Source organism: uncultured Sphingomonas sp. (genome assembly GCF_937871615.1).
Classification (GTDB): Bacteria; Pseudomonadota; Alphaproteobacteria; order Sphingomonadales; family Sphingomonadaceae; genus Sphingomonas.
In genome coordinates, this window is record NZ_CALMPA010000021.1 from 68,038 (window position 1) to 88,907 (window position 20,870).

The 20,870-nt window shown below is 66.6% G+C and carries 13 protein-coding genes; 4 read left to right on the top strand and 9 right to left on the bottom strand.

Translation table 11 applies throughout. From position 1 onward, the window contains the following. Positions 1-17 precede the first annotated feature (17 nt). Genes Q0316_RS04835 through Q0316_RS04845 form a run of 3 tightly spaced genes read left to right on the top strand, consistent with a single transcriptional unit; the run spans position 18 to position 5,857 of the window. Positions 18-3,218, top strand: a complete 3,201-nt coding sequence (locus Q0316_RS04835) for an efflux RND transporter permease subunit (protein WP_298670350.1) — start codon at positions 18-20, stop codon at positions 3,216-3,218. 10 nt (positions 3,219-3,228) lie between these two features. After that, positions 3,229-4,458, top strand: a complete 1,230-nt coding sequence (locus Q0316_RS04840) for an efflux RND transporter periplasmic adaptor subunit (RefSeq protein WP_298670352.1) — start codon at positions 3,229-3,231, stop codon at positions 4,456-4,458. Continuing rightward, the gene (locus tag Q0316_RS04845) at positions 4,448-5,857 is read left to right on the top strand and encodes an efflux transporter outer membrane subunit (protein ID WP_298670355.1); all 1,410 of its coding nucleotides are present in this window, start codon (positions 4,448-4,450) and stop codon (positions 5,855-5,857) included. Before Q0316_RS04840 ends, Q0316_RS04845 begins: the two co-directional genes overlap by 11 nt. A 7-nt stretch (positions 5,858-5,864) precedes the next feature. Here Q0316_RS04845 and Q0316_RS04850 read toward each other — a convergent pair whose 3' ends face one another. From Q0316_RS04850 to Q0316_RS04865, 4 genes are read right to left on the bottom strand one after another with little or no spacing between them, the layout of a single operon-like run. Beyond that, positions 5,865-7,289: an efflux transporter outer membrane subunit gene (locus Q0316_RS04850; RefSeq protein WP_298670357.1), complete on the bottom strand. Its 1,425-nt coding sequence runs from the start codon at positions 7,287-7,289 to the stop codon at positions 5,865-5,867. Next, positions 7,286-8,167 carry an HlyD family secretion protein gene (locus Q0316_RS04855; protein ID WP_298670359.1) on the bottom strand — a complete coding sequence of 294 codons (882 nt, stop codon included), beginning with the start codon at positions 8,165-8,167 and terminating at the stop codon, positions 7,286-7,288. Before Q0316_RS04855 ends, Q0316_RS04850 begins: the two co-directional genes overlap by 4 nt. Continuing rightward, complete coding sequence (locus tag Q0316_RS04860) at positions 8,164-8,379, bottom strand: DUF1656 domain-containing protein (RefSeq protein ID WP_298670361.1); 216 nt, start codon at positions 8,377-8,379, stop codon at positions 8,164-8,166. Before Q0316_RS04860 ends, Q0316_RS04855 begins: the two co-directional genes overlap by 4 nt. Continuing rightward, positions 8,376-10,424, bottom strand: a complete 2,049-nt coding sequence (locus Q0316_RS04865) for an FUSC family protein (RefSeq protein ID WP_298670363.1) — start codon at positions 10,422-10,424, stop codon at positions 8,376-8,378. The genes Q0316_RS04860 and Q0316_RS04865 overlap by 4 nt, the downstream gene beginning before the upstream one ends. 246 nt (positions 10,425-10,670) lie before the next feature. Between Q0316_RS04865 and Q0316_RS04870 the strand changes: the two genes are divergently transcribed. Then, a complete protein-coding gene (locus Q0316_RS04870; protein ID WP_298670365.1) occupies positions 10,671-12,800 on the top strand; it encodes a M3 family metallopeptidase in 2,130 nt (709 codons plus the stop codon). Positions 12,801-12,852: 52 nt separating this feature from the next. On the opposite strand, the gene Q0316_RS04875 is transcribed toward Q0316_RS04870, so the two are convergent. The 5 genes from Q0316_RS04875 to Q0316_RS04895 form a co-directional block, all read right to left on the bottom strand. Beyond that, complete coding sequence (locus Q0316_RS04875) at positions 12,853-14,148, bottom strand: M20/M25/M40 family metallo-hydrolase (protein ID WP_298670367.1); 1,296 nt, start codon at positions 14,146-14,148, stop codon at positions 12,853-12,855. Between the two features lie 34 nt (positions 14,149-14,182). Continuing rightward, positions 14,183-15,571: a CapA family protein gene (locus tag Q0316_RS04880; protein ID WP_298670369.1), complete on the bottom strand. Its 1,389-nt coding sequence runs from the start codon at positions 15,569-15,571 to the stop codon at positions 14,183-14,185. A gap of 133 nt (positions 15,572-15,704) precedes the next feature. Next, complete coding sequence (locus tag Q0316_RS04885) at positions 15,705-17,195, bottom strand: HAMP domain-containing sensor histidine kinase (RefSeq protein WP_298670513.1); 1,491 nt, start codon at positions 17,193-17,195, stop codon at positions 15,705-15,707. 5 nt (positions 17,196-17,200) lie between these two features. Then, positions 17,201-17,866 carry a response regulator gene (locus Q0316_RS04890; RefSeq protein WP_298670371.1) on the bottom strand — a complete coding sequence of 222 codons (666 nt, stop codon included), beginning with the start codon at positions 17,864-17,866 and terminating at the stop codon, positions 17,201-17,203. Between the two features lie 218 nt (positions 17,867-18,084). Then, entirely contained in the window at positions 18,085-20,817 is a 2,733-nt protein-coding gene (locus Q0316_RS04895; protein WP_298670373.1) for a TonB-dependent receptor, read from the bottom strand. Between the last annotated feature and the right edge of the window lie 53 nt (positions 20,818-20,870).

The following is a 20,870-nucleotide window of genomic DNA, read 5'->3' on the forward strand; positions in this document are numbered from 1 at the left end:
GCAATTGAGGGTAATGGATGATCGGAATCGTCAGGATCGCGCTTACCCGGCCGCTGACCTTCATCGTTATGGCTATCCTGATCGCGATCATCGGCACGATGGCGGCGGTGCGCACCCCGGTAGATATTTTCCCCAATATCCGCATCCCGGTCATCGCGGTGGCCTGGACCTATGCCGGGCTGCCGCCGGAGGACATGTCGAACCGCGTCATCACTCCATATGAACGCGTTCTGACCACGACGGTCAACGATATCGAACATATCGAAAGCCAGTCGCTACAAGGCGTTGGCGTCGTGAAAATCTTTTTCCAGCCGGGCGCCGACATCCGCACCGCCACGGCGCAGGTGACCTCGGTTTCGCAATCAATCCTGAAGCAGCTTCCCCCCGGCACCAATCCGCCGTTCATTCTGAATTACAGCGCGTCCACCGTGCCGATCATCCAGCTTGCGCTATCGGGCAAGGGGCTGTCCGAACAGCAATTGTTCGATATCGGCCAGAACCAGATACGCCCGCAACTCGTCACCGTGCCGGGCCTCGCCATGCCTTATCCGTCGGGCGGCAAGCAGCGCCAGGTGCAGATCGACCTCGATCCGCTCGCGCTCCAGTCCAAGGGGCTTTCGGCACAGGATGTCAGCAACGCGGTCGCCGCGCAGAACCAGATCAACCCGGCGGGCTTCGTCAAGATCGGCCCGACGCAATATAGCGTCCGGCTCAACAACGCGCCCAGCTCGATCGCGGCGCTGAACGATTTGCCGGTGAAGGTGGTGAACGGCGCCACGATCTACATGCGCGACGTGGCGCATGTCCGCGACGGCAACGGCCCGCAGACCAATATCGTGCACGTCGAAGGCAATCGTTCGGTGCTGCTCACCATCCTGAAGAACGGCGCCACCTCCACGCTGGCGATCGTCGACGGCACCAAGAACGCGCTGCCGCGCATCGCGGCGACACTGCCGGACGCGCTGAAAATCCTGCCGGTCGGCGATCAGTCGCTGTTCGTGAAGGCCGCGGTGAAGGGCGTGATCCACGAAGGCGCGATCGCGGCGGCGCTGACCAGCGTGATGATCCTGCTGTTCCTCGGCTCCTGGCGCTCAACGGTGATAATCGCCATTTCGATCCCGCTGGCGATCCTCGCCGCGATCGCCGCGCTGGCGGCATTCGGGCAGACGCTCAACGTGATGACGCTGGGCGGCCTCGCGCTAGCGGTGGGCATCCTGGTGGACGACGCCACCGTTACGATCGAGAACATCAATTGGCATCTCGAACAGGGCAAGAGCGTGGTGGACGCGATTCTCGACGGCGCGGCGCAGATCGTGACGCCCGCCTTCGTCTCGCTGCTGTGCATCTGCATCGTGTTCGTGCCGATGTTCTTCCTGCCGGGGATCGCGGGCTTCCTGTTCGTGCCGATGGCATTATCGGTGGTGTTCTCGATGATCGCATCGTTCGTCCTCTCGCGCACCCTCGTGCCGACGATGGCGATGTTCCTGCTGAAGCCGCACAAGCTGGGGGAGGACACGCATCTCGCGGGGAGCGCGGATTCACGTAACCCGCTCGTCCGCTTCCAACGCGCGTTCGAGCGCAGGTTCGAGCGCGCGCGCAGTGCCTATGGCGGGATGCTCGCGCGGGCGCTGGGCGCGCGCAAGCCGTTCCTGATCGGGTTCCTCGCGGTGGTGCTGCTGTCTTTCGGGCTGCTGCCATGGCTGGGCAGCAATTTCTTCCCAAGCGTCGATTCCGGGCAGATCCTGATGCATGTCCGCGCGCCGGTGGGAACGCGGATCGAGGAAACCGCCGCGCGCTTCGATCGCATCAGCCGCACGGTGCGCGAAATCGTTCCGGCGAGCGAACTTGCGTCGATCACCGATAATATCGGCCTGCCGGTCAGCTCGATCAACACGATCTACAACAACAGCGGCACGATCGGTCCGCAGGACGGCGATATCATGGTGTCGCTGAAAAAGGGGCATCGCCCCACCGACACGATCGTCGCGACGCTGCGCCGTGAACTGCCGCGCCGTTTCCCCGGCACGACCTTTTCGTTCCTGCCCGCGGATATCACCAGCCAGATCCTGAACTTCGGCGCGCCGGCCCCGATCGACGTGCAGATTGCCGGCAAGAACCAGGCGGCCAATCGTATCTATGCCGCCAAACTGCTGGCGAAGATGGCGACGATCCCCGGCCTTGCCGATGCGCGTATCCAGCAGCCCGGCCGCGCGCCGCAGCTCGATGTGGATGTGAACCGTTCGCGCGTCGGCCAATATGGCCTCAACGAACGCGATGTGACGAACAGCCTTTCGGCCTCGCTCGCCGGCACCGCGCAATCGGCGCCAGTATTCTTCATCGATCCCGCCACCGGCGTTTCCTATCCGGTGATCGCGCAGGCGCCCGAATATTCGGTCGGGTCGATCAGCGAACTCAGCAATGTGCCGATATCGGGCGCGGCGGGCGGCGCGATCCAGCCGCTCGGCGGGCTGGCGCAGATCAGCCGTTCCAATACCGTGCCGGTCGTCTCGCATTACAATATCCAGCCGGTCGTCGACGTTTACGCCGCGATCCAGGGCCGCGATCTCGGCGCGGTTTCCGCGGACGTGCAGCGCGCGATCAAATCGCTGGAGAAGGAACTGCCCAAAGGCTCCACCGTCACGGTCCGCGGGCAATACGCCACCATGAACACGGCGTTTTCGGGCCTGTCGCTCGGCCTCGCCGGCGCGATCGTGCTGATCTATCTGCTGATCGTCGTCAATTTCCAGAGCTGGCTCGATCCGTTCGTGATTATCACCGCGCTGCCCGCCGCGCTCGCAGGGATCGTGTGGATGCTGTTCATCACCGGCACCACATTATCCGTGCCGGCGCTGACGGGCGCGATCATGTGCATGGGCGTGGCGACCGCAAACTCGATCCTCGTCGTCAGCTTCGCGCGTGAGCGACTCGCCGAGCTTGGCGATGCGGCGAAGGCGGCGCTGGAGGCGGGCATGGTCCGTTTCCGCCCGGTGCTGATGACCGCGCTCGCCATGATTATCGGCATGGCCCCGATGGCGTTGGGGTTGGGGGATGGTGGAGAACAGAACGCCCCGCTTGGCCGTGCCGTGATCGGCGGCCTGTTCTGCGCGACGATCGCCACCCTGTTCTTCGTTCCCGCCGTTTTCGCGCTTGTCCATCGCAAGCGCGATTCCGCCGCCGTGCGGCAACCCACCGTCGAGATGCACCCCGCCCATGGCTGACGTATCCGTTATGAATCACCCGAACGCCGATCGTGCCGCGATCGACGACATTCCGCCGGGCGCCCCGGCCATCTCCGCCGACACCGGCCCCAGCCCGCGTGCGCTGAAACGCGCCGGGATCATCGCCGGGATCGTGGCGCTGGCGATGGCCGGCGCCGGCATCGCGACCCGCATCACCGCGACCGACGAGTTAAAGCGGGTCGCGACGGCCACCGCGACGCCGACCGTAGCGGTGGTGCGACCGACCCGCGCGGCAGCAGGCGACGCTTTAGTGCTGCCGGGCAATGTGCAGGCACTGAACAGCGCGGCAATCTATGCGCGGACCAACGGCTATGTCCGCCGCTGGCTTGCCGATATCGGCGATCACGTCCGCACCGGCCAGCCGCTCGCGATCCTCGACGCGCCGGAGGTGGATCAGCAACTGGCCCAGGCCAGCGCCGATTATCAGACCGCGCTCGCCAACCAGAAGCTCGCCGCCACCACCGCACAACGCTGGAGCACGATGCTGGCGAAGGACGCGGTGTCGCGGCAGGAGGCCGACGAGAAAGCGGGCGACCTCGCCGCCAAATCCGCGCTCGCCAATGCCGCGCTCGCCAATGTCCGGCGGCTGCGCGCGATGCAGGGCTTCACCCGCCTCTACGCCCCGTTCAATGGCGTGGTGACGAGCCGCTCGGCGCAGATCGGCCAGCTCGTCGTTGCCGGCAACGCCGCCGCGCAGCCATTGTTCACCATATCCGACGCCAGCCGTGTCCGCGTGTTCGTGCGGGTGCCGCAGGGCGCCTCGGCCGAAGTGCATCCGGGGATGACCGCCACATTGTCGCTCCCCGAATATCCGCAACGCACCTTCCCCGCGACGATGACGCGCAGCGCGCAGGCGGTGGATGCGCAATCCGGCGCGGTGCTGGTGGAGCTTCAAGCCGCCAATCCGGACGGCGCGCTGAAACCCGGCGCGTTCGCGCAGGTGAGTTTCAAGGTCGGCGCGGGCGCCGGCAACGCGCTCAGCCTTCCGGGCAGCACGATCATCTACGCCAGCGACGGCCCGAGCGTCGCGGTGATCGACGGCAATGGCCGCGTGACGCTGAAGCGTGTCACCATCGCGCGAGACGAGGGCCGGACGGTCTCGATCTCACAGGGCATCGGGGTGGACGATCGCGTGGTGGATAACCCGCCCGACGCGATCCGCACCGGCGATCATGTGCGCGTGCAGGGCGCGCCGAAAAGTGTCGCCGATGCCGAATAAGGCAGCGCGCGCGCGGGCGATCGCGCTGTCGCTGCTGCCGCTTGCCGGCTGCTCGATGGCGCCCGCCTATCGCCCGCCCACAATCGCGCCACCGGCCACATATAAGGAAACTCCCGGCTGGACGGCGGCGACCCCGCTCGATGCCGCGCCGCGCGGCGAATGGTGGACGGCGTTCAACGATCCGGTGCTCGACGATCTGGAGCGGCGCGCCGAACAGGCGAGCCCCACGCTCGCCACCGCGCTGGCGCGTTACGACGCGGCGCGCGCGGCTGCACGCGCGAGCGGGGCCGATCTGTTCCCCGAAATCGGCGCGGGGGCGCAGGCCGCGCGCCAGCGGCTTTCCGCCAACCGCCCGCTCGGCGGCGGAGCGGCGCAGACCTATGACAATTATGTCGTGGGCGCGTCGCTCGATTATGAGATCGACCTGTGGGGCCGCGTTCGCAACAGCGTGAAGGCGGCGCGCGCCGATGCGCAGGCGAGCGCGGGCGATCTCACCTCCGCGCGGCTCAGCCTGCAGGCGGCGGTGGCGGACGCTTATACCCGGCTGCGCGGGCTGGATAGCGAGGCCGATCTGCTGCGCCGCTCGGTCGATGCCTTCACCCGCGCCTATGATCTCACCACGACGCGGCACGACGGCGGCATCGCCTCCGGCGTCGATGTAAACCGCGCGCGCACCATATTGGCGAATGCGCGCGCGCAGATTTCCGCCATCGCCAATCAGCGCGCCGCGACCGAGCATGAGATAGCGGCGCTGATCGGCGCGGTCGCATCCGATTTCACGATCGCGCCGCAAATCCTTCAGCCGGGCACGCTGACCTTGCCGGGCACCGCGCCTTCCACCCTGCTCCAGCGCCGCCCCGACATCGCGGCGGCGGAGCGGCGGATATATGCCGCCAACGCCCGCATCGGCGTGGCGCGCGCGGCGTTCTTCCCATCGCTCTCGCTCGGCCTCGCGGGCGGGTGGCAGACGACCGGCGGCGCATTGCTGAGCACGCCCAGCAGCTTCTGGGCGCTGGGGCCGCTATCGGCGGCACTGTCGCTGTTCGATGACGGGCGGCGCCGTGCGCAGATCGACATCTCCCGCGCGCAATATGACGAGGCGGCAGCCGATTATCGCGCAACCGTGCTCGGCGCGTTCCGGCAGGTCGAGGATGCGCTCGCCGCGACGCGCCTCCTCGCGACGCAGGCGGTGGAACAGCGTGACGCCGCCACCGCCGCCGCGCGCACCAGCGATCTGGCGCTTACCCGCTACCATGATGGCGCGGCGGATTATCTGGAGGTCGTCACCGCGCAGACCGAGGCGCTCGATTCCGAACGCGCGCTGATCGCGGTCGAGACCAGCCGGATGCGCGCCAGCATCGCGCTGGTGAAGGCATTGGGCGGCGCGCCGACCGCCTGATCGCGCGCTACGGCTTGCCCGGTGGCGGCGCGGCCTCATTCGCGCCCCAGCCGCCGCCGAGCGCGAGGAACAATTGCGCCTGCTCATCCGCCACAGCGGCCTGCGCGGCGGCAAGCGACACCTCCGCATTGGCGAGCGTGGCCTGCGCGCTCAGCAGGTTCAGGAAATCGCCGCGTCCGAAGCGAAACAGCTTTTCCGCCTGCGCCGTCGCGGTGGCGGCGCTGTCGCGCGCGCGCGCGAGCGCGGCGACCTGATCGCGCCCGCGCGCATAAGCGGACAGCGCCGTCTCCACATCGCGCAGCGCCCCCAGCACCGTGCCGTCGAACGCGGCGAGCGCCGCATCGGCATTGGCCCCCGCCTGGGCGATCTGCGCGCGGACGATGCGGCGGTTCGGGAAGCTCCAGCTCATCAACGGGCCGAGGCTGAAGTTGAAATCGTTGCGCTCGCCCAATGCCGATAGCGGCCCGGTATAGCCGATCGACCCGCCGAAGCTCACCTGCGGATAGAGGCTCGCCGTCGCCACGCCGATCCGCGCGGTCGCGGCGGCAAGGCGGCGTTCGGCGGCGCGGATATCCGGGCGGCGGCGCAGCAGCGCCGCGCCATCGCCGACCGGCAGTGGCCCAGCGAGCGCCGGCAGCGCGGCGCAGTTCGCCACCGCGCGCGGATAATCCGCCGGTGGATGCCCGGCGAGCGTGGCAAGCTGATAGAGCGCCGTCTGCCGCTGCGCCGCAAGCGTGGGCACCAGCGCCTCGCTCTGCTCGACGGCGGCGCGCGCGCGCGTGGTATCGAATGCGGTTCCGCGCCCGCCACGCTCCAGCCGCCGCGTCGCCTCATAGGTCTGCCGTTCGACGCCGAGCACGCGATCCGCCGCCGCGATGCGCAGATTGGCCGCGCACGCGGCGAGATAGGCCCGCGTCGTCGCCGCCGCGACCGTCACGCGCACCTCATCACGCACCGCGGCGACGACCGCGGCATCGGCCCGCGATGCCTCGATCGCGCGACGGATGCGCCCCGACAGATCGAGCGGCAGCGATGCGTTCAGCGCCGCGCTGTACGAAAACTCGCCCGTCCACGGCAAAGAGGTGGCATAGGGCCGCACCGGGCCGGTGCTGGCGTCAACCGTGGTCTGCACCGTCCGCCCCGCCTCCGCCTGAAGCACCACCGCCGTCGCCGCGCGCAGATTGGCATCAGCGGCGCGCAGATCGGTGTTGGCCGCCAGCGCCTCCGTCACCAGCCCGTCAAGCACCGGATCGCGATACAGCCGCCACCAGCGATCGGGGAGCGGCGCGTCGGTGAAGGCGGCGTCGTGGCTCGCGTCGAACTTGCCCTGCGCCGACGGCGCGTTGATCGCGGCACGATCCGGGCGCACATAATCCGGCCCGGCGACGCACCCCGCCAGCAGCGCGGCGACCGCCAATACGGCTCGCTTCACTTCTTCAGCTCCGTATCCGGCAGGATCGTCACCGTCGCGGTGCGCCCCGATACCAGCCGCAGATCGGCGGGCACGCGATCGAGCTTGATCCGCACCGGAATGCGCTGCGCGAGGCGGACCCAGTTGAATGTCGCGTTCACATTGGGAAGCAGATTGCCGGTATTGGTCAATTCGCTGTCGCTGATCCCGGCGGAGATGCTTTCCACATGCCCCGCGATCACGCGATCGTCGCCCATCAGCTTGATATGCGCCTTCTCACCAATGTGAATCCTGCCGAGCTTGGTTTCCTCGAAATAGGCCTCGACGCGCAGGCTGTCGCGATCGACCAGCGCCATCGCCTGTTGCCCCGCCGCGACATAATCGCCGGGATGCAGATCGAGGTTGGTCACGGTGCCCGCGACAGATGCCTTGATATTGGTGCGCGCCAGATTGAGCCGCGCGGCATCCGCCTGCGCCTCGGCCTGGGCGAGCGCCGCCTGGGCGGTGGCGACCCGCGCGAGGTTCTGCTCATGCGTTTCCGCCGCGACCAGGTTGCCGAGCGCCAGATCGCGCTTCGCCTCGCGCCGCGCCTGCCCCAGCGTGGCGCGGGCCGCCTCGATCGCGGCATTCGCCTGCTCCAGCGCAAGCGCGTAACGCGGGCGATCGACGACAAACAGCAGATCGCCGGGGTTGACCTGTTGATTGTCGCGCACGCGAACCTCGGTGATGAGGCCGCCGACATCCGGCGTGACGCGCACCACGTCCGCCCGCACCCGCCCGTCACGCGTCCAGGGATCGACCTCGTAGCGCCGCCACAACCATATCGCGATGAGCACCGCGACCACGACCAGCAGCAATGTCGCGGCGATACGGCCAAGCGGGGCGAGATAACGGTTCATGGCAGCCTAACGTCCGATACGAAAAGAAGAACCAGCAGGCCGAGCACGATGACGAACAGCGCGACATCGACGAGCGGGCGATAAGCGATCAGGCGATAGGCGCCGACCATCCCCAGCAGCCGGGTCAATATGCCGGTGATGACCAGCGCCGCGAACGCCAGCACGAGCAGGCCGGGCATATAGACGCCCGCGATATCGACCTCGCCGTTCATGCGGCCACCCCAGCGCCATAAGGCGGCGCACCCGGAAACAGATTCCGGCGCAACCCGGTCAGCGCGAGCACCGCGCGGCGGCGCACATCGGCATCCTCGTCATACGAAAAGGCCCGCATCGCCTGATCTATTCCTTCCAGCAAAGCCGCGTCATCGGGCGGCGGCTGATCGAGTCGTCGCGCGGCATAATAGCGGCCTACCCCATGAAGAACCGGGGCGATCAACCCGGCCGCCGCCTCGCCCACGTCAACCCGCAGGTCGCGCAAATGGCCCACCGTCACCCCGACGCGCAAATCCCGAAGCGCATCGAGCATCGGGCGCCCCGGATCGTCGCCCATCGCCGCCAGCCGGGGGGCGAGCAGCCCGATCCGGTCGAGCATCTTGCTGACCCATGCGGTGACATTGGATCGCCCCGGCAAGGTGCTGCGCCGCGCGATATCGCGCCAGCCCGCGCGGATGATCCGCGCCGCGCTGCGGTCCGCGCCGATCACCTGAAACAACCCCACCGTGACAGCCGCGAACGCGGTGCCGACGATCTGCGCCAGTGCCCCATTGGCGAAAGCGACGAAATCGGCGGAATAATGATCGTTCAGCCCGACGATATTGATGAACCCCATCATCGCACCCGTGGTAATCAGCGCGGCCCTGGGCACGGTCAGCAGACTGCCTATCACCAGCAGCACCGGCGCGAGCACGGCGGCGAGCGTAATGAAATCGGTGACGCGCGGCATGATCGCGAAGGCATAGATCGCCGCCAGCACGACGCCGATGATCGTGCCCCACAGGAACGACAGGATCATCGGGCGCGGATCATCGCTCGCGCCGAACAATGCGCAGGCGACACCGGAGATCAGGACCGCGCCCGCGCCGTCCGCCCAGCCGGTGCCGATCCAGAACGCGCAACCGAGCAGGATCGTCATGATAGTGCCCAGCGCGGCGCGCAACGCGGCGGGGCGATCCCGGTGAAACGCGCGGCGCGAGGTCTGCGCCAGCGCAGCCGCGACGACCGGGCTGACCGCGCGGCGGGTGGGCGAGCGCATCTGTTCACGCAGATCGCGCACGGCATGATGCGCCGACACAAGATCCGCGAGCCGCGCGGCGAGGCTGAGCAACAACGCATCGCCCCAGACGAGCGGGGCCGCCGCCGCAGGCTCAAGCGCGCGCGCATCGGCGAGCAATTCCTCGATCAGCGCGGCGCGCGTCTCCACGTCGAGCGGCGGCATGGCGAGCCACTCACGAATCCGCGCGACCAGCGCCTCCGCCGCCGGGGGCAAGGCGCCGATCGCGCGAAGCTGAATGATGCGGTCCTCGGCCGCGCTCGCCAGCGGCAGGATCAGCGACAATTGATCCTGAAACGCGCGCACCGTGCGCACGCGCGGCAGGAAACGCGCGGTATCGAACGGCAAATGGATGGAAAGCTGATGCAATTCGTTGATATCAAGCGCCAGCCGCCGCCGATCGCGATCGAGCGCCTCATCACGCGCTTCGCCCAGCGCGTCGCGGGTCCATCGCTCCACATCGTCAAGGATCGCCTCGATCCGGTTCAGCAACTGGCTGGTCACGGTTTGCGGCAGGATCACCGCCTGCGCCAGGCTGCCGCACAGGATACCGAGCGATATCTCCTGCACACGCAGCAGCGCGGTGGTGAATACCGCGCCCGGCGCCTCGACGCTGGGAAAGCCGATGATGCTCGCGGTATAGCCCGCGAGCAGGAAGACGTAGCTTCGCGGGGTGCGATCCTGCAACGAGATGTAGAGGCACAGGCCAAGCCATAAAGCGAGCCCCAGCGAGAGAAGCTCCGGCGCATTGACCAGATTGGGCACCAGCACCACCGCCGCCGTCGCGCCGAGCGCGGTGCCGATCAGGCGGAAGATCGCCTTGGAAACGGCGGCCCCCGCCAGCGGCTGCGCGACGATATAGGCGGTGGCGACCGCCCAATAAGGCCGCGTCAGCCCGATCCGAAGCGCGATCCAATAGGCCAGCATCGCGCCGATGAAGCATTTTGCCGAAAAGAGCGCGGCATTTGCCCCCCAGCGCGCAGTCACCCTTCTCCTCCGCGCACGCCGGGCGAGGCAATTGCAACTGGATCAGGCACGGCCAACAAACACAACCTCGGCAGGCGACTCCGCGTTGGCCACGCCTAGGAGCCTTGAAACACCGAAACAACAGAATCCGGGAAATCATATGCCCGACATTGCGGCTGGCACTGCGGCCCCTTGCGCCGCTTCGCGCAAAGTCTCACCCCTGCCGCCATGTCCCGCAAGGGCCGACTCCATCGGAGGAATTGTTTGATGGCACTTCGCTTTATCATTTCATCGGCGCTGCTCGCCGGCACCGCCAGCCTCGCTTTGCCCTCGTCCGCCCAATCCCCGCGCGCCAATCCCTTCACGACACCGAGCACATTGCCATTTCAGGCGCCGCGCTTCGATCAGATCAAAGACAGCGATTATCAGCCCGCGTTCGACACGGCGATGAAGCTCCATCTGGCCGAAATAACGAAAATCGCGCACAATCCCGCCGCGCCGACCTTCGACAACACGATCGCCGCGCTGGAGCGGTCGGGCCGGATGCTGGATCGCGTGAGCCTGACGTTCTTCGGCGTGGTGCAGGCCAATACCAACGACACGCTCGACAAGGTGCAGGCCGCGGTCTCGCCGAAGCTCTCGCAGCATCAGGACGCGATCAACCTCAACCCCAGGCTGTTCCGCCGGGTGAAGACGCTGTGGAACGAGCGCGCCGCGCTGAAGCTGACGCCGGAGCAGGCGCAGGTATTGAAGGTCTATTATGACGGCTTCGTCCACGCCGGCGCCGAGCTATCCGCCGCCGATCAGACGAAGCTCAAGGATTACAACACCCGCCTCGCCGGGCTGGAAACGAGCTTCCAGCAGAAGCTGCTCGCCGCCGCCAAGGCCGGGGCGCTGGTGATCGACGACAAGGCGCGGCTCGCCGGGCTGGACAATGGCAAGATCGCCGCCGCCGCGAGCGCCGCGCACGATCGCAAGCTCGACGGCAAATGGGTGATCCCGCTCCAGAACACGACGCAGCAGCCCGATCTGGAAGACCTGACCGATCGCGCGACACGCGAGGCATTGTTCAACAGCGGCTGGACCCGCGCCGAAAAGGGCGACGCCAACGATACCCGCGCCACGATCCAGCAGATCGCGCAGTTGCGCGCGGAAAAGGCCAAGCTGCTCGGCTATCCGAACTGGGCCGCCTATACGCTTTACGACCAGATGGCGCGGACGCCCGAGGCCGCAACCGGCTTCATGCGCGAACTCGCCACCGCGACGGAGCCGGCGCAGAAACGGGAGGCCGCCGAGCTTCAGGCGCAGATCGACGCGACCGGCGGCAAATTCCAGCTCAAGCCATGGGACTGGGATCATTATGCCGCCGAGGTGCGCAAGGCGAAATACGATCTCGATCAGAATGAGGTGAAGCCATATTTCGAGCTGCATCGCGTGCTGGAAGACGGCGTTTTTTATGCCGCCAACCAGCTTTACGGCATCACTTTCAAGAAGCGCACGGACATTCCCGTCTATCAGCCCGACGTGATGGTCTATACCGTTTACGACAAGGACGGATCAGAACTCGGCCTGATGTATTTCGATTATTTCAAGCGCGACAATAAAAATGGCGGCGCCTGGATGTCTAACTTCGTGAACCAATCGAAGCTGCTCGGCACCAAGCCGGTGGTCTATAACGTCGCCAACATCACCAAGCCCGCCCCCGGCCAGCCAGCGCTCGTCAGTTCGGACGATGTGACGACGATGTTCCACGAATTCGGCCATGCGCTGCACGGGCTGTTCGCGAACCAGACCTATCCGGCGGTATCCGGCACCAATGTCGCGCGCGATTTCGTGGAATTCCCGTCGCAGTTCAACGAACATTGGGCGTGGGATCCCAAGGTGCTGGAGCATTACGCGAAGGATTATCGCACCGGCGCGCCGATGCCCGCCGCGCTGATCGACAAGATCAAGAAGGCCGCGAAGTTCAACCAGGGTTATGCGCTGGGCGAGGTGATCGCCGCCGCGATGCTTGACATGGACTGGCATTCGCTGCCCGCGAGCGCGCCGAAGCAGGATGTCGATGCGTTCGAGGCGAAATCGCTCGCCGCGACCGGGCTGGACGTGGCGGACGTGCCGCCGCGTTATCGCAGCAGCTATTTCCTGCACATCTGGTCGAACGGCTATTCGGCGGGTTATTACGCCTATCTATGGACGCAGATGCTGGAGCATGACGCCTATCACTGGTTCATGGACCATGGCGGGATGACCCGCGAAAACGGCCAGCGTTTCCGCGACATGATCCTGAGCAAGGGGCATACCGAGGATTATGGCCCGATGTTCAGGGCGTTCTACGGCAAGGCCCCCGATATCGGCCCGATGCTGGAGGAACACGGCCTGACGGCACCAGCGAAATAGTCAGCCCAATCAAGCCCCTCCCCTTCAAGGGGGGAGGGACTTAAGCGGCGTATTACTTCGCGATGCCCGCCGCGCCGATGACGGTGGCGAGGCTCATCGTCATGTAGCGCAGGGTATCCTCGCGATCGAGCTTCAGCCGCTCGCCAGGCGAATGCGAACGCTCGGAGGCGAAGCCCGAGCCGATCGTGATCGCGGGAATGCCCAGGCTCATCGGCATGTTGGCGTCGGTCGAGCTGCTTTCCAGTTCCGGCTTGCCGCCGCCAACCGCGATCGCGGCATAAGCGGTGCGCACCAGCGCATTGTCGTCGGCGGTGTGGCCGACCGGACGATCGCCGATCAGCTTCGCCTCATAGCTGATCTTGCCGCGCGCGGTGGAGCGGGCGGCATTCTCGCGATCCACCGCGCCGGGCAGGATCGAATGGAGATAGGCGTCGGCCTTGGCCAGTTCGTCCTTGCTCTCCGAGCGCATGTCCACCGTCATCGCGGTTTCGAACGGGATAGAATTGACCGAGGTGCCGCCCTCGACCACACCGACGTTGAAGGTGGTGCGCGGGTGCGCCGGCACCTTCATCTTGCCGAATTCAACGATCGCATCGCCCATCGCATAGGCCGGGCTGACCAGCCCGAACGCGCCATAGCTGTGCCCGCCCGGCCCGGTGAAGGTGACCTTGTAGCGCTTCGACCCGACGCCGCCGTTGGTCACGCGATCGCGGCCCGGCTCGATCGAGATGAACTGCGCGATGCGGCCCTTGTACTTGCCCTTGGTGAACAGGTGCCGCATCCCGCGCAGATCGCCCGGCCCCTCCTCGCCCACATCGCCCATGAACAGGATGTCGCTCCTGGTGCGGATGCCCGCCTTGTCGAGCGCGCGGATGAAGGCGAGCAGCACCGGCAGACTGCTGGTATCGTCGCCGATCCCCGGCGCATGGAGATAATCGCCCTCGCGGCGCACCTTGATCGGCGTGCCTTCGGGGAAAACCGTATCGAGATGCGCAGCGACGACCAGCAGCGGGCCGCCGCCGGTGCCCTTGCGCAGCCCCATCACATTGCCCTCGGCATCCATTTCCACATCCTGGAGCCCGGCGGCGCGCAGCATTTCGAGATAAGCCGCGGCGCGCTTCGCCTCCTTGAACGGCGGCGCGGGAATCTCGGTCAGCGTGGTGATTTCGCTGACCATGCGATCATAATCCGCCGCGAGCGACTTGCGCGCGACATCGAACGGGCGGCTCGCATAAAGCGCGCGCATCGACGCTTCGGCGCCCGCTGCCGGCTTGGCGGCGCCGGGCGTTGCGCCGAGCATCGCGAAAACCGGCAGGCAGGCGGAAAGGGCAAGCTGGAAACGATTCATCTAATCCCCCGTAATATCTGCGAACTGATCTAGCTTATTTTCCCGCGCTGGAAACACGGATCACGCCAACGCCCTTTTCGATCGCGATTTTCGTGCCGAACGGCTCCGAAAGCCGCGCGAGGCGATCGAGGATGCGCGCGCCGACGGTCGCGTCCGCCAGATGCGGCACGCCGCGCTCCGCGCCCTTCGCGCTCACGCCGAGATCGACCGGATAGAGGCGGATTTCCGCGATCCGCCCATCGACGTAGCGGCTTTCCGCGATCACCGATTCATAAAGGTTCGGATCGGCGAAAATCGCCGAGCCGCGCGCCTGGAGGAATTCCGGCGCGGTAACCTCCGCCGGATTGACGCCGAACTGCTCGTACATGTCCGCCGGCAGATGATCGAGCGAGTTGTTCATCATCGCGAAGTTGCCGAGCGAATAGAAGATCGGCTTGCCCTTGTAGATCTCGATCCCGCGCAACTGATGCGGGCCATGCGCGATGAACGAATCCGCGCCCTCGTCGATCGCGCGACGCGCGAAATCGACCGTGAACGCGGGCGGCTGCTGGGTCGATTCATTCGGCTCGTGATTGTGGAACGAGAAGACGACGAAATTGCCGTTCTGCTTCGCCTGCCGGATCGAACGCAGATTGCCCGCCTCATCCTTCGTATTCGGCTCATATTCGATCGTCACCGGCGCCTTGGGCGAAGGCGTGGCGCGATAGGTGCGCTCGCCGAGCTTCACCGCCGCGCCGGGCTTCGCGCCCGCGATCCGCGCCAGCACCGCGAGGTCCGCATCGGAAACCAGCCCGATCTCCTTCGTGCGGATCACATTGGCGCCGGGCCGCCCCGGCACCATGCCGAGCGGGTCTGCCGCGGGCGTCATCGGCGTGAAGGTGGAGGTGGCGGCGACCAGCCCGATCCGGCCCTGCGGCGCATCGAGGAACTTCGGCGCGCGCGCCTCCGTCATGGTGCGTCCGGTGCCGGCATGGACCAGCTTCGCCGCGTCGAGCCGCTTGATCGTTTCGATCAGCCCTTCCGCGCCCCAGTCGGTCGCGTGATTGTTGGCGGTGCTGACGATATCGAAGCCCATCGACACGAGATCGTCGACCACCTTCGGATCGCCGAGCATCCAGGTGCCGCCGGATTCAGCCTGCGGCGCGCCCTTGAAGGTGGGCAGATCGAAGACGACTTCCTCGAAATTGCCATAGGTCACGTCGGCACGGCGCAGGATGCGCAGCATCTCGGGCGACTTTTTCTCGATCGTCGCCAGCATCGGGCGAAGATAGATCAGATCACCAACGGCGGTGAGCGTGAACTGGCCTGCGATCGCCGTGCTCGGCACCGGCGTGATCGTCAGCGCGTCGCGCTCCTTCGCCATCGCCGGCGTGACGAGCGTGGCCATCGCCACCGCCGCCAGCGCGACACGCGAAGCCGCCATCCATCCCAAACGCCCAGCCGCCATCTGCCATTCTCCCGTATTTCGATGCGGCGCAGGAATCCCTGCGCGAACTACGAAGCCGGTCTAGGCGGTATCGCTGTCGTCAACCTGTCATACGCCACGGGCGAGGCGACTATTGCGCGGCGCGAAAATCCACCACGACCCGCAGCCCCACGCCGCTTTCGGGTGTTGCGAGCGCCACCGTCGCGCCCATCCGCTCCGCCAGCGCGCGAACGATCGGCAGACCCAGCCCGCTGCCGGGCGGCGCCCCCTCCCGCGCGACACGGTAGAAACGCTCCCACACCTTCTCGCGCTCGCTCTCGGGGATGCCGGGGCCGTCATCCTCCACCACAAGGCGCGCGCTGCCCGGCTGATGCTCGATCGCGACGCGCACCGTGCCGCCGGGCCGGTTATAACGGATCGCATTGTCGATCAGATTGCCGGCAAGCTCCCGTGCGAGGCCGGGATCGCCCAGCGCCTGCACCGGGCCGCCGGCGGAAAACAGGATGTCGATGCCGTCATCCTCGCCCTGTGCGGCGCGATCCGCCGTCACCCGCCCGGCCAGCGCGGTGAGATCGAAGCGCTGGAGCGGCGCGATCGGCTGCTCATCGGTACGCGCCAGCGCGATCAACTGGAGCAGCAGCCGTTCGAGCGATTCCACCGCATAAGTGATGTCGCCGATCGCCGCGCTGGCAAGCGGCGCATGTGGCCCCGCGCGGCGCAGCACATCGAGATGCACGCGCGCCACCGCCAGCGGCGTGCGCATCTGATGCGAGGCGCTGGAGGTGAACTGGCGCAGCGACTCGTTCACCTTTTCCAGCCGCGTCATCAGCCCATTGAAGGATTCGACGAACGGCACGGTTTCGCGCGGCATATCCGGCTGGAGCTGCAGGCGGAATTGCGGCGCGGGATCGCTCTGTGCGTCGCGCACCTGCCGCGTCAGCGCCGTGAACGGACGCAGCCCCCAGCCGATCGCCAGCCACACCAGCAACCCGGCGACGAACAGCACCAGCACGCCTTCCGCCACGATCTGCGCGAAATAGCCGTAATTATAGACGCGCTGATCGTCGACATAATCGGCGATCTGGATCGCGACGAGTTCGCCATTATCCCGCAAGCGGCGGATTTCGGTCGCGATCCGCGCCGGGCGGCCATGCAGCACGCCATCGCGTAGATAGGCCGCCTGCACCACATTGTCTGCGTCCCCGGCATCAATATAGCCGCGCACCATCGGCGTATCGCGCGCCTGCTTCTTGAATTCGGCGGGGGGATGTCGGTCGATCACGCCGTGATCCGCCACGCCATAATCCGCCGGCGGGCGCAGCGCGGGATCGCCCATCAGCACATGGCGCCCGTGATAGACGCTGAAATTCACCACCGGGCGCGCGCGCCGCTTGAGCAGATGGATGATGAGCGGGGCGATCTTCTGCCGCACCTCGGGCGGCTGGTCATAAGCGAGGCTGAGCGTGCGGACCGACCCCACGAGCACGCGATCGAGCGTGTCCAGATCGGTATCGCGCACGACCCATCCGGTGATCCCGGCAAGCAGCATGACGAGCAGCGCCAGCGGCAGCATCACCGCGACGATCAGCCGCCTTTGCAATGATTTATAGCGGCGGTGCATCGCGCTCACGCCGCCTCGATCATATAGCCCAGCCCGCGCACGGTGCGGATCACCGGCCCCTTCTCGCCGAGCTTGCGGCGTAGCCGGCCGACATAGACCTCAAGCGCGTTGATCCCGACATTGTCGTCGAAGCTGAACACCTCGGCGGAAAGCTGCTCCTTGCCGACCAGCCTGCCAGGGCGGGTCATCAGCGTTTCAAGCACCGCCAGTTCGCGTGGACGCAGTGGCACCGCCACCCCTTCCAGCAGCACGCTGCGGCTGGAACGATCGAATTCCAGCGCGCCCAGGCGCAGCACGGGCGCCGGCGTGCCATGCGCCCGCCGCATCAGCGCGCGCACCCGCGAATGCAGCTCGCGCGGATCGAACGGCTTGACCATATAATCATCGGCGCCGCGATCGAGGCCGGTGATGCGATCGTCGACGCGATCGCGCGCGGTGAGGATCAGGATCGGCGTCGCCACCCCGATCTGGCGCAGCCGGTGCAGCAGCTCGATCCCGTCCATTCCGGGCAGGCCGAGATCAAGCACGATCGCGGCATAAGGCTCGCTCGGCGCGATCATCAGCGCATCCTCGCCGGTGCCGAAAATATCGACCGACAGCCCCTCGGATTCCAGCGACGATGCGATGCCCCGCGCCAGCGCGACGTCATCCTCGACCAGCATGATGCGCATTCCCGCCTCCACTCGGGCGCGATCGCCCGGCCAATTGCCCTGCCCCTTTTACAGATTTTGCCGATTCCGGCCCGCCTGTGCCCCGGCTGCCGCAGGTTTGCGTTCTCATCCCCGCCCCGCGCCGTCAACCCACCGGGCGGGCGCGAAGCCGCCATATGCGAAAAGGGGCGATCGCATCGCGACCGCCCCTTCCCTCACTCAGTCATCCGCGTGCGGGCTCAGAAATGAACCTTCGCGCCGACGTTCAGATAGCGACCGATCGAATCGTAGAAGATCGAGCCATAGGTGGTGAGCGGCGCCTTGCGATCGAACACGTTGTTGACGCTGGCGAACAGCGTGAAGCCGCCAACCGTCGTCTGCCCGCCGAGATCGAGATAGGTGCGGCTGGTGATCTTGTTGTTCGCGATATCGAGCGTGTGGTCATAGACCCCGCCGCCGACATAGCGCACCCGCGCGTCGATCGAGAAATCGCTGTTCGTATAGGTGATCGAGCCGGTGCCGCGCCACTTCGGCGTGCCGAAGTTCACATTGTCACCCACGTCGCCCGCGCGCTGGATCACCGCGACGCCATTGTTGATCTCCACCTTGGGCACATAGGTCGCCAGCGCGCGGAAACGCAGCGAGCCGGGCATGTTGCTGATGCGGCTCATCGGCAACACATAGGACGCCTCGATATCAAGCCCGCGCGTCTTGTATTGCGCGAGGTTGATATAGGTGGAGTGGATCACCGTCGGCGCGCCAAGCGTCGCCGGCGGGATAGCCGGAGCACGCTCGATCTGGGCGCAGGCATTGGCATTGCCCAGGCTGCAGCTCGTGACGATGTCCTGCGCGCCGAGCGAGACGATCGCGTCCCGGATCTCGATATTGTAGTAATCGACCGAGAGGTTGAGCCCCGGCACCGCGGTCGGCGTGAACACCGCGCCCACCGTCAGCGTGCTGCCGATTTCCGGGCGCAGCTTCGGGTTGCCGCCGGCGTAGCGCGTCACCGGATAGGTCTGGCCGTTCTCCGCGACCGACGAGAAGCTCGTGGCGACCGTGGTGTACATCTCCGTCAGGCTGGCCGAGCGGATATCGCGCGAGCGCGAGAAGCGCAGCAGCAGGTTGTTGAAGATGCGATCGGTGGCGCCGACCTTCCACGACCAGATGCCGCCCGAGGAGCTGTAGTGGCTGTAACGCGCCGCGCCGTTGATATCGAGCTTGCTGAACGGCTGGTCGAGCAGCGGGATCGCGACTTCGCCGAAGCCTTCCTGCACGTTGAACCCGCCGTTGAGCGGCGAGAAGTTGAAGCGGCTGAAGCCCTTCGCCGCCGACACCGGATCGAGCGAGTTGGTGGTGATGCTTTCCCAGCGCGCTTCGCCGCCGACCGCGACCGAAACCGGCCCCGCCCAGGTGTTGAACGCATCGCCGCGCAGGCTGAAGCCGGTGGTGTCGAGCTTGGTGGTGTAGGCCACGCTCGCCTGATTGCCGAACACATAGCGCACCGCCGCCGGATCGGCGCGGCCCGCGCCGAGGATGTTGAGCGGGCGGCACGCGGTGGTCGGGTTGGTCAGCGCATCACGGCATACGATGTTGCCGCCCGCGTCATACACCGCATCGAGCGCCAGGGTGAGGTTCGCGCCGGTGATCTGGTTGTCATAGCTCTGCGCGTTGCGCAGTTCGCCGTGCGCGTAATAAGCGCTGTACTTCCAGTTGCCGCCGCCGATCGTGCCATCGACGCCGATCGCGCCCTCGATGTTGCGGCGGCTGAACCCGAAGGTGCGCATACCGTAATCCTCGAACACGCGACCGACCTTGATCGTGCCGGTCGGGGCGACCTGTCCACCAAGCGCCTGCTGCACGAACGGGTTCACGCCGCTCAGCGTGTAGGTGCCGGTTTCGGCGTAGAACGGATATTTCGCCCAGATGCGGCTGAACGTGGCATCGGCCCAGAAGGTCGCCTGGCCGACATCGTAGCTGAGGCGGGCATAGCTGTTGTAGCGCTGATACGGATTGGTCAGCGTGTGCTCGCTGTTCGACGAAACGCCCTCGCCGCCCACCATCGTGGTGCCGCCGAGGCCGACCTGGCCGAACTGGAACGGACGCACCGTGCCATTGGCGTTGAACGTCTTGCCGATCAGCGACGCCGGGCCGGAGGTAATCAGGCCGTTCGTGCCGAAATTGGCGTAGAACACGTCGGGCGACAGCACCAGATTGTGCCCGTTCGCGCCGCCGACCGGCGAGAACAGATCGGTGCTGCCGAGATTGGGGCGCGAGAAGCGATCGAAGATGCCTTCGTCACGCTGATATTCGCCGCCGATCATGAAGTGGCCGCGCCCACCCGCGAAGCTGGTGCCGAACGAGCCGTTGAAGCTGTAGCGATGGCCGTCGCCGCGCGACGAAATGCCGTTCTGCGCGCCGACCGTGAGGCCCTGAAGCTTGTTGTCGAGGATCAGGTTGACCACGCCGCCGACCGCGCCGGAGCCCCATGCCGCGCTCGCGCCGCCGGTGACGACCTCGACGCGCTTCACCATGTTCTGCGGGATCGTGTTGAGATCGGCCGAGCCGGTGAAGCGGCGACCGTTGAGCAGCGTCAGCGTGCGCGTCACGCCGAGGCCGCGCAGATCCATCGCGGACGACGAGGAATTGGTGTTCGCCACCGTGCTCGTCGGGCTCTGCGTCGCGCGGAACTGCGGCAGATCGTTGAGCGCCTGCGCGATGCTCGGGCGCGCGCCCATCTGCAGCTCCGCCTCGCCGACAACGGTGGTCGGCGTCGGCGCGTCAAAGCCGGCCTTGTCGATGCGCGAACCCGTCACAACGATATCGGTGGCGGCATCGGCGTCCGCATCGACTGCCACGGGTGCAGGCGCGGTCTGCGCGAGTGCTGCCGCGCCGAAAAGCGGCGAGATGAACAAGGCGGTTCCGGCGGTGCCCCGCAGGAGCGCGCGGCGCAGGCTTTCACGATGGATCGACATAAGCATATCCCTTTGGTCAGTTTGATCGAGCCAGCTCGCCGGTTTTTTCCGGG